Genomic DNA, 13,045 nt, shown 5'->3' with positions numbered 1-13,045 from the left:
TGTACTCATTTCAAAAACCACACAAAAAGCCTTTTGTAATCCAAATTTTACTTTATGAAATAAGGTGTTTGCAGTTGCACTTTCAACATGATCACAACCATAACAATGATAATTATAGCCTGATTTCTCACAACCTTTTGTGCCACAACATTTACTACATATAAAACCTTCAGACCATTTTATTTTGGCTAAATAAGCTTTACAAGCTTCATCATTTGGCAGTTCTTTTATAAAACTCAGTATATTTTGACCTTGAAAAACATCCATATCTGTTATATTTAAGGACACTAAGATACAGAAACTAAATGACTAACTCAGTTGTTTTTATTTCTCGAAAAAGCTAAAAACATTTCCACCATACCGTTTTTCATAAGTAAAGTTGGGATGCTCATTAAGTTTGGTTTTTTTAGAGTGTTCGATGATTAGCAAGCCGTTTTCTTTTAAAAGATCTTTCTGAAAAATGAGGGTAGCTATTTTGGAAAAATCTTCATCTGAAAAATTGTATGGAGGGTCAGCAAAAATAATATCCACCTGTAGTTTTGTTTTGTCAATGAATTTATAAACGTCACTTTTTACCGTGTTGATAGAAAAATGTAATTCGTTACTGACTTCATTGATGTATTTGATGCAACCAAAATGTTTGTCAACAGAAGTGATGTTTACTGTCCCTCTTGATGCAAATTCAAAACTTATGTTTCCCGTACCGCTGAACAAATCTAATACCTGTACCTCTTCAAAGTAGTAATTATTGTTAAGGATGTTAAACAAAGATTCTTTGGCCATGTCTGTTGTTGGTCTCACAGGAAGTTTTTTAGGAGCGCTAAGTCTTCTTCCTTTGTGCTTTCCGGAAATGATTCTCATAGTTTATTGAATCGATTAAATGTTAAATAAAGTTAAGCGTATTCTAAATTAATATTGATTTAGAAGTATAAAATTTGAATGTTTTGGGATTTCATTGAATTCTATAGGTCGTTTTATAGTATTTGTATAGAATTTAATGTTTCTAATATATTTATAAATAATCGCAAATAATTCTGATTCCTTTTGAATATCACCCAATAAGATTAGATTAAGAGTTTCACAGTCAAAAGATAATTGTTCTACTACAAAGAGTACGTAATAAATAAAGTCTTCTGCTGTCAAGAAATCAAATTTATTAATTACTTGCAATTTGTTTTTTTTAAAAGCTAAAAGTTCAAAACTATTTTGATTTACATGGACGAAAATTTTATCGTTAGAATTTGTTAGATCTTCTTTCGTTAATAGGATGGCTAGTTGTGTAAAGCTATGATAGTATTCGAAAGAGCCATAATAATTTAAAAAAAAGTTGTTGATGTTTACAAAAGGAATATATACAGTAGTAGCGTTAATGCTATCAATATTATCGTAACTTAAATAGTCAATTGGAAGTGTTTTTACCGAGTTCTTAATATAGTCTTTTAAATGGTTCTTGTCGAAAAGTTCGGTAGGGACTAAGGAGGATAATTCGTTTTGATGAATAATCGTTACTCGTTCAAAGCTTTCTTTTAAAAATTCATTTTCAAAAAAAATATTTTCTATTTGAGCTAAATGTCTTTCAGGAGTGCTGGCCTTCTCTTCAAAATTAAACCGCTGAAAAACGATTGGTTTTTTTTCTGATAGACTATAAATGCAAAAAGAAAATCCATCCAAATTAATTTGGATGGATAATCGAGTTTCTTTTAAATCGGTACTTTCTACCGAATTTAATTTTATGTTATTTACCCTTTCTGTCATAAAAAGGAGGCCAGTTACCATTAGAGTTTACTTCTTCTAAAGATCCAACAGATAAAAAAGGACCTCTAACTTCATCTCCACCAATAGATTCTCTTTCTTGATAGATTAAATTCGAATCTAAACCTTTTAGAATTACTTCTTTATCTACTTTAGCGACAAATACAGGTACTTTTAATCCAGCAACTTTTTCAATTTCACCTACAGTGATTTCAAACTTAGTATTTGTATCAGGAACGTTTAACATTTTTTTGTAATCACGATTTTTGAAAACGGTTTCTTTAACAGATTCGTATCCTGTTGTGTCAGTTACCCTTTTCTCAACTTCAATCATAATTGGTTGCCATTTAGTACCTTTGTTAACCTGTATGATTTCATTGTGTGTATTCGTAATAGCAAATTCTGCCGTATCTAAAAATTTGATTAAATTTTCACCATTTTTCTCGTACCTTCCAGTAATCGTTTTGTGTGCAATCTGTGCATCACGAATCATTCTTAATTGATAAATGACCTTCGCGTATCTATTCTTTTTTTCAATATTAAAATGAATAGGTGCCATGATGCTATTATAGATTGAGTATCCTAAATATCCTGCTACAGATATGAGTACAATTGATACTAGCCATTTAAGCTTTAATGGAACGAATTTCATAATAAGGATGGCTAACAAAGCTGCTACTGCGATTCCAGCAATTAAAGTAATTATCATTGTGATTTGAATTTTTAATTTGAATTAGACAAATCTACAATTTTTTTCGAACCATAAAAACTTTTAAGCATAAATCAATGACTATCTTTGTGTTTTTTTATGCCTATGATAAAAACTTCATCAAATTTCTATACGGAAATGGTAAAAACCTTTCCTTTTGAACCTACAAGGACTCAAAATGAGTTGTTAATGATGTTGTCCGAATTTCTTTTTTCAAAGGATTCTGACGGGATATTTTTATTAAAGGGATATGCAGGTACAGGTAAAACCTCTACAATTAGCACGCTCGTAAATTGTTTGTGGAAGATTGGTCAAAAATCAGTTTTATTAGCTCCTACAGGAAGGGCAGCAAAAGTTATTTCTTTATATGCAAAAAAGAAGGCTTTTACGATTCATAAAAAAATATATCATCCGAAAAAAACGTCGAATGGTGGAGTTGAATTTGTTAGACAGGTAAATAAACATACAAATACTATTTTTTTTGTAGATGAAGCCTCAATGGTTCCTGATACACCTAGCAATGCAAAATTATTTGATAGTGGGTCTTTATTGGACGACTTGATGGATTATGTATATTCGGGAAAGAATTGCAAATTAATTCTTATTGGAGATACGGCGCAACTACCTCCTGTTAAATTGGAATTAAGTCCTGCCTTAAATGAAGATAATCTTCGTTTTCATTACAATAAAAACGTTTCATTAATTGAGTTAGATGAGGTTATGCGTCAGCATAAATCTTCAGGTATTCTTTTGAATGCTACTGAATTGAGAGGTTTTATTAAAAATGATAGTATTGCAGATTTTAAATTCAGTTTGGAGTATCCAGATGTTGTTCGTTTAGTAGATAGTTACGATATTCAAGACGCAATTCATACTGCTTATGATATGCAAGGAATTGATGAAACTGCGATAGTAGTACGTTCTAATAAAAGAGCCAATCAATACAATCAGCAAATACGTACTAAAATTTTAGATAAAGAAAATGTCATTTCAGTAGGAGATCATATCATGGCCGTTAAGAATAATTATTTTTGGCTTAAAGATTCTTCCGAAATTAGTTTTTTAGCGAACGGTGATACTTTTGAAATCCTAGAGATTTTTAATACAAAGGAGTTGTATGGTTTTAGTTTTGCTGAAGTTAAAATTCGTTTGATAGATTACCCTTCTCACCCACCTGTAGAAACTGTATTGTTGTTAGATACTCTAATGTCTGAGAGTCCGTCGCTTTCGTATGAAGAGTCTAATAGATTGTATCATGAGGTAGCAAAAGACTTTCAGAATATAAAATCCAAGTATAAAAAGTTATTAGAAATAAAAGCAAATAAATATTTTAATGCTATTCAGGTTAAGTTTTCTTATGCGATGACTTGCCATAAATCACAAGGTGGTCAATGGGAAACGGTTTTTATTGAGCAGCCGTATTTACCAGAAGGGCAAAATGTGGATTATTGGAGGTGGTTGTATACAGCCATAACAAGAGCAAAAAACAAACTATATTTATTAGGTTTTAAAAATGATTCTTTCGAAGATGTTTAGTTGAATTTATACGCGATATGTATAGTTCCATATGTATTTGTGTTTTCTTCTATTACTTCTGTTTTTTTTGAGTATTTAATAATGGAATAAGAAAGGTCGAAGTGTTTTATAGCGTATTTTATTCCAAACTCTAGCTCGTATATAATGGAGTTGATTCCAAATGTAATAGGGCTGTCATTGTTGAATAAACTGCCTTGGATTGTAGCATTGTACAAAGCATAACCAAGTTGAGGTTTTAGGAAAAGGAATAACTCTTTCTTTTGCTGCTTTGCGACAGTATTTAAGTTAGTTCCAAATAATAATGAATTGGAATAAGAATTTAGTTGCTTACCTAAAAGATTAAATCTACCATAGATATTTGTGTTAACTTCTGAAAAAATAGTACCTAGTTTACATGAGGAAACAAAGGTGAAATCAATTCTTTTATGCGTTGTATTGTTAAAGGGTTTAAGAAAAATAAATTCTAAATTAATGCCTAAAGTATTTTCGATTTGTGAATCCCATCCATTAGCAGACTTAAATCCATATATATTATGTATGACGTTTTGCAGATCTTGAGCCATGGCATCAGGACCTAAGAGTCCTAGTTCAAATGAATATTTTATACCATAGTTTTTTTTAGAGAAAAATAATTGACTGTAGCTAGCGAAAAGATAACCTGCGTAAGGTCGGTCAATGTCTTCCAGAGATGACAAATTCGATAATTTTGGTGTATACATTTGATGACCAATCCTAAATTCATGAAGTTTTTTTTCATGTGACGTTTTTGAGAGATATCTAAAATATAAAAAGGTTCCATTTGTGTAATATCTGTCGTAATAAGTAGATACATATAAATCATTATCGCTAATAAGTCCAATTTCTTTTGAAAAATATTTTTGACCGCTAATCGATCCTGTTCCAAGAAGCAGGAAAAAGGTGAAAAGAATGAAATAAATTTGAGTTTTCAAATAAGCTATGTTTTGTTGTGTGTAATTTTAGTCAGGTCTATATAAACGCTTAAAATACATAAAAGCTCTGATTATTAAATCTGAGCTTTTTTTAGGAGAGAAACTTAATTTATGAAATGATACTACTGATTATACAACATTAATATGTCTAATTATGGGTTAGTTAATATGTTTCTGTGCTTTATATGAAGAACGTACCAAGGGACCGCTTTCAACATATCTAAAACCAAGACCTAAGCCAATCGTTTCGTATTTTTTAAATTGCTCTGGAGTTATAAATTCTTTAACAGGTAAATGTTTTTTACTAGGTTGTAGGTATTGCCCAATGGTAACAATATCAACTTTCACTTTTGCTAAATCCTGTAATGTTTGAATTACTTCATCTTCCTTTTCTCCAAGACCTAGCATAATACCAGATTTGGTTCTTCTCTGTCCTTTGTCCTTTAGGTATTTTAAGACATCTAAACTTCGATCGTATTTGGCTTGAATTCTAACTTCACGAGTCAGTCTTCTAACGGTTTCAAGATTGTGAGATATAACCTCTGGAGCTGCTCTTAATAATCGATCTATGTTTTTTTCGATTCCTTGAAAATCTGGAATCAATGTTTCTAATGTAGTGTTTGGATTTGCTCTTCTTATTGCTTGAATGGTTTCTTCCCAAATAATGGATCCACCATCTTTTAAATCATCTCTATCAACAGAGGTAATTACAGCATGTTTGATGTTCATTAATTTAATAGATCGAGCAACTTTTTCAGGTTCATCCCATTCTACTGTTTCTGGTCTTCCAGTTTTTACTCCACAAAAACCACAAGAACGTGTACAGACATTACCTAAGATCATAAATGTAGCAGTTCCTTCTCCCCAGCATTCTCCCATATTTGGACAGCTACCACTAGTACAAATTGTGTTTAATTTGTATTTATCAACAACTCCCCTTAAATCGGTGTATTTTTTCCCTACAGGTAGTTTTACACGTATCCATTTAGGTTTGCTAGTTTTGATTTTTGAGATTGTTTCTTTAGACATTTCCTTTGTTTTAAAGCGCACAAAGTTACGAATAACAATATATATATACTACCAATCCTGTCCTAAATAAAATTATAGTTGGCTGCCCCGGTTCTATTTGTGCCACCAGTTATGGTGGGTTAGTGCCAGTTATTATGGTTCAACTAGTGTGGACTACCAAATAAAAAGACGACTATTTAACGAAAGCCGCTTTGTTACAAGTTTTCCTTGTTTTTTCTTCCTTTTCTAAATGAGTTAGATGTTCTAAATTAGGATTTAATCTATTGTTATTGTGCCATATTTATATGAATTATCAATTGGACTACCCTACGCTCTTGGGGCTATTCCCCTGAAGTGTCAAAAAAAATATTTCGAGTAAAATAAAAAAATAAAGACGAGCTTTAATATCGGTTTCCAACAAGTTTTTGCTATTACAATCAGGGTTGATATTCGATTAAGAATACAGGAGTGTACTAGTGAGAAATTAAATAATTAACTTGTTTTTAGTAACGGTTTTTTATTGTGCTTTCGTGCTATAATTATTCACTCCATATTCCATTTTTAAACAATTGAAACCATTTCTCTATTTCATTGTCTGATTTCATTCCGGTTTTCTTAAAAATCTCTCTTGCAAATTCAATGGGAGCAATTCCATTTGCTGTAATAATATTCTTATCTGTTTCGGCTAATGTGTTTTGATAATTTTCACTTCCAGTATATTTAGGAGCAATTGCTTTTAAATAACCTAAATCATTACTTGTGTGTTTCAAATCATTCAATATGCCTAATTGTCCAAGTAAAGTTGTTGCTGCACAAATTGCTGCAATGGATTTACCAGTTTTAAGCAGTTTAAGAGTCAGTTTTTTTATTTCTTTATTCTCACCCTTTTCCCATGCTGATCCTCCTGGTAAAATTAACATACTAACATCATCTGCCTTTAATTCCCTAAGCGAAGTTGTTGGCATAATTTGTAATCCTCCCATTGAGGTTATAGAATTTCCATCCTTTGAAAAGTAAACTAATTCAAGGTTTTTATCGTTGTTAATTTCTGGTGTCAGATATGAAATCTCCCAGTCTGAAAACCCATTAAAAAGAAATACATATATTTTATCCATTATGAACTCGTAAACAAGTTAAATTCAGCCTTTTGAAAGAAATGTTTTAGTAGTTTAAAATTAATCGTTTAGTTTTAAAATAGCCATAAAAGCTTCTTGGGGAATTTCAACATTTCCTACTTGACGCATTCGTTTTTTTCCTTTTTTCTGTTTTTCTAATAATTTTCGTTTACGAGAGATGTCACCACCGTAACATTTGGCAGTCACGTCTTTACGTAAAGCTTTGGTTGTTTCTCTCGAGATAATTTTGGCTCCAATTGCTGCTTGAATAGGAATATCAAATTGTTGACGAGGAATTAATTCTTTTAATTTTTCACACATTTTTTTACCAATTGTGTATGCATTGTCTGCGTGTAACAAGGCCGACAGGGCATCTATTGGTTGTCCGTTTAATAATATATCAACACGGACCAATTTAGAGACTCTCATTCCTATTGGGTGATAGTCAAAAGAAGCGTATCCTTTAGAAACGGTTTTTAGACGATCGTAAAAATCAAATACAATTTCTGCCAATGGCATTTCAAAGATCAACTCAACTCTTTCTGTTGTTAAGTAAGATTGATTTATAATAAGACCTCTTTTCTCAATACACAATCCCATTACTTGACCCACAAAATCTGATTTTGTAATGATCGAAGCCTTGATATAGGGTTCTTCAACACGGTCCAAGCCAGAAGGGTCTGGTAAATCAGTAGGGTTATTCAAATGAATTATTTCATTTGGGTTTTTCTTTTTGTATGCGTGGTATGATACATTGGGAACCGTTGTAATAACTGTCATATTAAACTCACGCTCCAAGCGTTCTTGAATTATTTCCATATGTAGCATCCCTAAGAATCCACATCGAAATCCAAATCCTAATGCAGCGGAGCTTTCAGGAGCAAATACTAAAGAGGCATCATTCAATTGCAGTTTTTCCATTGAATAACGCAATTCTTCATAGTCCTCGGTGTCTACAGGATAGATTCCTGCAAATACCATTGGTTTTACGTTTTCAAACCCATTAATAGTTTCTTTTGTTGGATTGGCCGCATCTGTAATGGTGTCACCTACCTTTACTTCTTTGGCTGTTTTAATTCCTGTAATTAGATATCCTACATCACCAGTTTTTACTGATTTTTTTGCAACTTGTTTTAGTTTTAAAGTTCCTACTTCATCGGCAAAATACTCGTTGTTTGTTGCCATGAATTTGATGCGTTGTCCTTTTTTTATTTCACCATTTAATATTCGGAAATAAGTTTCAATCCCTCGATACGAATTGTAAACAGAATCAAAAATTAAAGCTTGTAACGGTGCATCTGGGTCTCCTTTGGGTGCTGGTATTTTATCGATTATAGCTTCTAAAATGTTATCAACGCCAAACCCTGTTTTTCCACTGGCATGAATCACTTCTTCAGGATTACAACCTAATAAATCTACTATATCATCTGTTACTTCTTCTGGGTTTGCACTTGGTAAATCAACCTTGTTTAGAATTGGAATGATTTCCAAATCGTTTTCAAGAGCTAGATATAGGTTAGAAATTGTTTGAGCTTGAATACTCTGTGCAGCATCTACAATCAATAGGGCTCCTTCACAGGCTGCAATAGAGCGAGAAACTTCATAAGAGAAATCAACGTGACCAGGGGTGTCAATTAAATTTAGAATATACTCTTCGCCGTTGTGATTGTATTCCATTTGGATTGCGTGACTCTTTATGGTAATCCCACGTTCACGTTCCAAATCCATATTATCTAACAGTTGATCTTTTTTTTCTCTGTCAGTTACAGCTCCTGTAAATTCCAAAAGTCTGTCAGCTAATGTGCTTTTACCGTGATCAATATGTGCAATAATGCAAAAATTTCTTATGTTTTTCATACTTGTCGTTGTCTTTCATCTAAAATGGTTTGCAAAGATAGTTTTTAATTGGGGATTATGAATTGACAATGTGTAATTGTTAATTATACTTTTATCGTTTAAAAAAATGGCTTCCACTTCTGAAATTTGCAGTTTATCCTAAAATCCGAAAGTATTATTTCACTTGCATTTTGTAAGACTACTTTACATCTAAAATCATTTTAATAATTTCTTTACAGGAAGAACCTCAATCCGTTCTACTTCTCTTTTAAGAATACCTTTACTTTGTAATGCTTTGTAGGCATTTTTAGGGTGTCGATTACTTGTATTTCACGGGTTTGTTTCCATTTCTGTTTTTTATATGAACAGATGTTATCCTATGGTAGAAACCGAAGGGAAATAACCTCGTTTCATTTTGTAACTCTTTTTTGAATCGTTCTTTTTACAAGGGATATATTGATGATCAAAGTCGAAATCACAACTTTTGAAACATTATCAGAATATAATTTATTGAAATTTCACATAAAAGAAACTCGCTCCACTTACTATTTCAATAAGAGAATATATTTGGTTTCGCTTTAATCAAAAAGAGCCGACTATTTTGAATTGTCGACTCATTAATTTTATTTGAAATAAATGCCATTATAAAAACCCATCAATATTCACTTGTAATCCTTTAGCAACCCCAGAGCCTAACTTAGCACTTACTCTAAACCAATGACACAATTGACGGTTGATTATTTCCTGTCTTTTCTCTCCTTCAATTCCACTCATAGCTCCCACTATATTACTAATTGTATGTTGCTGTTGTTCTTCTGTCATTACTTCTTCAAATAAACCTTTCGGCTGGGAATAATGGTCATCATCATTTAAATTTCTGTCAAAATAAGCAACTTCACTACTCTCCAAATCATACGAAGAACTTTTGTGTTTTTCATCAATATAATTACCATCAAAACTATTTGGGAAATGATTTTGAGAACTGCCCCCGTTGCCATCAAATCGCATCGCTCCATCTCTATGGTAATTGGTAGTAGCATATGGACATTTATTTACGGGCAATGCATTATAATTTGCACCAATTCTGTACCGTTGTGCATCAGGATAGGCAAAAATACGACCTTGTAACATTTTATCTGGTGAGAAACCTATTCCATCTACTAAATTTGAAGGTGAAAACGCAGATTGCTCCACATCTTGAAAATAATTATCAGGAATCTCATTCAACTCAATCTCTCCAACATCTAATAATGGAAAATCTGAATGTGGCCATATTTTGGTCAAGTCAAAAGGATTCCATTCAAAGCTTTTTGCTTCTTCTAAAGTCATTATTTGAATTTTAAATGCCCATTTTGGGAAATTCTTATTTTCTATGGCTTTTACCAAATCACGTTGCGCATAATCAGGATCAATTCCTTTTAATTCTGTTGCTTCTGTATCTGTAAATGTTTTATTTCCTTGTTTTGTTTTGTAGTGAAATTTCACATAAAAACGTTCATTTTCATCGTTTATAAATGAAAAGGCATGGCTGCCATATCCATTCATATGTCTATAGCCGTCAGGGGTTCCTCTATCTGACATTAAAATCAAAACTTGATGTAAACTTTCAGGGTTTAACGACCAATAATCCCAAACAGCCGTTGCGTCTTTACAGTTTGACTTAGGATTTTTTTTTTGTGTATGAATAAAATCAGGGAATTTTTTGGCATCTTTGATAAAGAAAACAGGGGTATTATTACCTACAATATCCCAATTCCCCTCTTCAGTATAAAATTTAACCGCAAAACCTCTTGGATCTCTTTCGGTATCAGCAGAACCTTTTTCTCCTCCAACCGTAGAAAACCGAACGAATAACTTTGTTTCTTTCCCTATTTTTGAAAATATGTTTGCTCTACTAAACTTAGATATATCATGTGTTACGGTAAATTTACCATAAGCACCCGTTCCTTTAGCATGTACTATCCTTTCTGGAATTCTTTCTCTATTAAATTGTGCCAACTTTTCTTGTAAGAAAAAATCTTGTAATAAAACAGGACCTCTCTCTCCTACCGTTTGTGTATCCTCATAATGATTTACGGGACAACCTGTACTTGTGGTGATTTTATTGCTTTTTTTCATACTATATATTTTTATATAAATATACAAAGAGATTTCAATACACCGATAAATAAAAAGTGTTAGTTTTTATATCACCATAAGAATAATTTATGTCGCATGAATTTTCTCTAAAAAAAGAGAAAGAGAGAAAGCGAGATAGTAACAAACAGTAGAAAATGATTCGTAAAAAAGTCTCCGAGCGAAACTTCGAAGACCTTTATAAGCAAAATTAATTCGAAAAATTTACTTTTAATTTCTATATGAATAGGTATTTAACACTGTCGTAATTGAATGATCAGATGAATTTTGATAAACCTATTTAAAAGGAACCTTAACTATAACCGTATCGCCTTTTCCTTTTTTATCAGTAATACTTTGAATGGTCCATAAATCCATTAAATTATCACCATCGATAATACTTCCATTATAATCCCCCCAAGAAACACCATTTGTAAATCCCTGACCTTCTCCTAGGTTTACAATTCTCCTTAATGTTCCTTTAGGGTCATTTGCTTTTCTAAATGCCAATCTAGGACTAATAAACATGTTCTCATTTGTTTCTTGAAACCCGACCAGCACGTCACTATTCTTATTAACTGCAATGGTCGTTTGAATATAATTAGAAGTTTCACTACTAATTAAACCTGTTTGAACTATTAATCCATCTATTTTCACCTGATGCCATTGAATCGCTGCTCTACCATTCACATTTATCGTTTGAGAAAACCAAATATCACCATTTTGAAATACTAGATTCTTTGGGTTTCGATCCCCAGAAGATGTTAATTGATCTGTGTCTTTTTGAGGTGATTTTGGAGGCCATCCAAAGTTACTTATTGACTGTGATTTATCAGATACCACCTCACATACAGGAGTACCATCTTCGCTTGTAACAATTCTTCTAATTATGAACTCTCCATTTCTTGTTATTTCAAAAAAGTACAATTCATCAACATCATCCTGAGTTGCTACCGGGTGACCTAGACTACCAAGAAAATGATAAATTGTTGCAGGTTTCCCAGACTTGGCATCCTCCATTTTCATCACAAATGTGCGTTCTCGCCCACCCGGAAATGAATATCCAATCCATTTTTTACTATAACTAATTCCGCCACCATCAACTCCCTTAGGAGCAGGAACTGGATAGGTATTCCAAGCACCTGTAGGATCATCAGTTTCTGAAATGGAAATATTAACCGGTTTTAATTTTTCTTCATCCCATGGATTCCACAAATCAAATCCAAAAACTCTATTATGTGGATCAAAAAACAACTTTGGATCAATGCCATTATTAAAACATCTTTGAGAAACACCTTCTATATAGTTTCCCTTTTTATCATAAATTACCAATCCACTATTAGAACCATGCAATACATAACCACCTCCTACAGCAATCTGAGGATCTACTTGCGTTACCATCCATCAAACCATCAAAAGCCAAACCTGCTACTTCTCTTGGATTCCCTCCTTGACTACGTTCCTTACATTCTCCATTATTATTGAATGAAGCCTTTCTCAAAGGAGTTACTACTTCGGTTCGTGTTGGTTTGATTAATTCTACATTTTGACTGTTGACGTTTTGTGTAGTTCCTAACATTAATGCAACCACTCCTAACAAAATCGATATTTTATTTATCTTCATTTCTTTATGACTTTCTTACTTTAAAAATTTTAATTTTCACTATTTTAGATTTATTGACTCCAGTTACTCTTCTAAATATTTCAAACGAGGCAATGCTTTTTTCTGATCCTAAATCGATCGTTAGATGATGTGGGTAAGATGAACCAGTGCTAGACCAATTTGAATGCCAAAAAGTTCCTGGATCTCCATCAATTCCGGCAGTGCCATATCCATTTACAGGGTCTTCACCACCCGCTTCTTCAGTTGAAAAGTCAACAATTAAGACCGTTGCAAGGTACATGACAAAAACAAAGACCCAAACTTAGGGTGTATATCATTGTTTGTTAGCTTATTAAGATGTATATTCAAGCCATGAAACTACAAATAACACCTACTTTTGCAGATAGCATTTGTGATTTAC

General features: G+C 32.4%; 13 protein-coding genes. 1 reads left to right on the top strand and 12 read right to left on the bottom strand.

Features of this window, described 5'->3' with window-relative positions:
- From V5787_RS02525 to V5787_RS02510, 4 genes are all read right to left on the bottom strand, one after another.
- A partial coding sequence (locus V5787_RS02525; RefSeq protein WP_336891711.1) for a transposase occupies window positions 1-267 on the bottom strand: 267 nt, incomplete at its 3' end.
- A 57-nt stretch (window positions 268-324) separates the two neighbouring features.
- Complete coding sequence (locus V5787_RS02520; RefSeq protein WP_336891710.1) at window positions 325-861, bottom strand: RsmD family RNA methyltransferase; 537 nt, start codon at window positions 859-861, stop codon at window positions 325-327.
- Window positions 862-909: 48 nt separating this feature from the next.
- Complete coding sequence (locus V5787_RS02515; RefSeq protein ID WP_336891709.1) at window positions 910-1,755, bottom strand: DUF3822 family protein; 846 nt, start codon at window positions 1,753-1,755, stop codon at window positions 910-912.
- Entirely contained in the window at window positions 1,736-2,461 is a 726-nt protein-coding gene (locus V5787_RS02510; protein ID WP_336891708.1) for a hypothetical protein, read from the bottom strand. The genes V5787_RS02515 and V5787_RS02510 overlap by 20 nt, the downstream gene beginning before the upstream one ends.
- Window positions 2,462-2,566: 105 nt before the next feature.
- On the opposite strand from V5787_RS02510, the gene V5787_RS02505 reads away from it, so the two are divergent.
- The gene (locus V5787_RS02505) at window positions 2,567-3,997 is read left to right on the top strand and encodes an ATP-binding domain-containing protein (RefSeq protein ID WP_336891712.1); all 1,431 of its coding nucleotides are present in this window, start codon (window positions 2,567-2,569) and stop codon (window positions 3,995-3,997) included.
- Here the strand turns inward: V5787_RS02505 and V5787_RS02500 are convergent.
- The 8 genes from V5787_RS02500 to V5787_RS02465 all read right to left on the bottom strand — a co-directional run bounded on the left by V5787_RS02500 (window position 3,994) and on the right by V5787_RS02465 (window position 12,925).
- Window positions 3,994-4,947, bottom strand: a complete 954-nt coding sequence (locus tag V5787_RS02500; protein ID WP_336891707.1) for a lipid A deacylase LpxR family protein — start codon at window positions 4,945-4,947, stop codon at window positions 3,994-3,996. The genes V5787_RS02505 and V5787_RS02500 overlap by 4 nt on opposite strands.
- Window positions 4,948-5,106: 159 nt before the next feature.
- Window positions 5,107-5,976, bottom strand: a complete 870-nt coding sequence (lipA, locus tag V5787_RS02495) for a lipoyl synthase (protein ID WP_336891706.1) — start codon at window positions 5,974-5,976, stop codon at window positions 5,107-5,109.
- A 518-nt stretch (window positions 5,977-6,494) separates the two neighbouring features.
- Window positions 6,495-7,070 carry a type 1 glutamine amidotransferase family protein gene (locus tag V5787_RS02490; protein ID WP_336891705.1) on the bottom strand — a complete coding sequence of 192 codons (576 nt, stop codon included), beginning with the start codon at window positions 7,068-7,070 and terminating at the stop codon, window positions 6,495-6,497.
- A 60-nt stretch (window positions 7,071-7,130) separates the two neighbouring features.
- Complete coding sequence (gene lepA / locus V5787_RS02485; RefSeq protein ID WP_336891704.1) at window positions 7,131-8,927, bottom strand: translation elongation factor 4; 1,797 nt, start codon at window positions 8,925-8,927, stop codon at window positions 7,131-7,133.
- Window positions 8,928-9,548: 621 nt separating this feature from the next.
- The gene (locus V5787_RS02480) at window positions 9,549-11,024 is read right to left on the bottom strand and encodes a catalase (protein WP_336891703.1); all 1,476 of its coding nucleotides are present in this window, start codon (window positions 11,022-11,024) and stop codon (window positions 9,549-9,551) included.
- 294 nt (window positions 11,025-11,318) lie between these two features.
- On the bottom strand, window positions 11,319-12,422 hold the full coding sequence (locus V5787_RS02475) for a hypothetical protein (RefSeq protein ID WP_336891702.1): 1,104 nt from the start codon (window positions 12,420-12,422) through the stop codon (window positions 11,319-11,321).
- Complete coding sequence (locus V5787_RS02470; RefSeq protein ID WP_336891701.1) at window positions 12,361-12,645, bottom strand: hypothetical protein; 285 nt, start codon at window positions 12,643-12,645, stop codon at window positions 12,361-12,363. Before V5787_RS02470 ends, V5787_RS02475 begins: the two co-directional genes overlap by 62 nt.
- 4 nt (window positions 12,646-12,649) lie before the next feature.
- Window positions 12,650-12,925, bottom strand: coding sequence for a discoidin domain-containing protein (locus V5787_RS02465; RefSeq protein WP_336891700.1), 276 nt, complete (start codon window positions 12,923-12,925; stop codon window positions 12,650-12,652).
- Window positions 12,926-13,045: the final 120 nt, after the last annotated feature.

Origin of the sequence: Flavicella sp. (assembly GCF_037132785.1) — a bacterium.
GTDB lineage: Bacteria > Bacteroidota > Bacteroidia > Flavobacteriales > Flavobacteriaceae > Flavicella.
The sequence above is the reverse complement of the archived record's forward strand: the minus strand, read 5'-3'. Positions and strand labels throughout refer to the sequence as shown.

Excerpts from the sequence above, each read along its gene's own strand:
- V5787_RS02520 (WP_336891710.1), bottom strand. The coding sequence starts at position 861 with ATGAGAATCATTTCCGGAAAGCACAAAGGAAGAAGACTTAGCGCTCCT.
- V5787_RS02515 (WP_336891709.1), bottom strand. The coding sequence starts at position 1,755 with ATGACAGAAAGGGTAAATAACATAAAATTAAATTCGGTAGAAAGTACC.
- V5787_RS02510 (WP_336891708.1), bottom strand. The coding sequence starts at position 2,461 with ATGATAATTACTTTAATTGCTGGAATCGCAGTAGCAGCTTTGTTAGCC.
- V5787_RS02505 (WP_336891712.1), top strand. The coding sequence starts at position 2,567 with ATGATAAAAACTTCATCAAATTTCTATACGGAAATGGTAAAAACCTTT.
- lipA (WP_336891706.1), bottom strand. The coding sequence starts at position 5,976 with ATGTCTAAAGAAACAATCTCAAAAATCAAAACTAGCAAACCTAAATGG.
- V5787_RS02490 (WP_336891705.1), bottom strand. The coding sequence starts at position 7,070 with ATGGATAAAATATATGTATTTCTTTTTAATGGGTTTTCAGACTGGGAG.
- lepA (WP_336891704.1), bottom strand. The coding sequence starts at position 8,927 with ATGAAAAACATAAGAAATTTTTGCATTATTGCACATATTGATCACGGT.
- V5787_RS02480 (WP_336891703.1), bottom strand. The coding sequence starts at position 11,024 with ATGAAAAAAAGCAATAAAATCACCACAAGTACAGGTTGTCCCGTAAAT.
- V5787_RS02475 (WP_336891702.1), bottom strand. The coding sequence starts at position 12,422 with ATGGTAACGCAAGTAGATCCTCAGATTGCTGTAGGAGGTGGTTATGTA.
- V5787_RS02470 (WP_336891701.1), bottom strand. The coding sequence starts at position 12,645 with ATGAAGATAAATAAAATATCGATTTTGTTAGGAGTGGTTGCATTAATG.
- V5787_RS02465 (WP_336891700.1), bottom strand. The coding sequence starts at position 12,925 with ATGTACCTTGCAACGGTCTTAATTGTTGACTTTTCAACTGAAGAAGCG.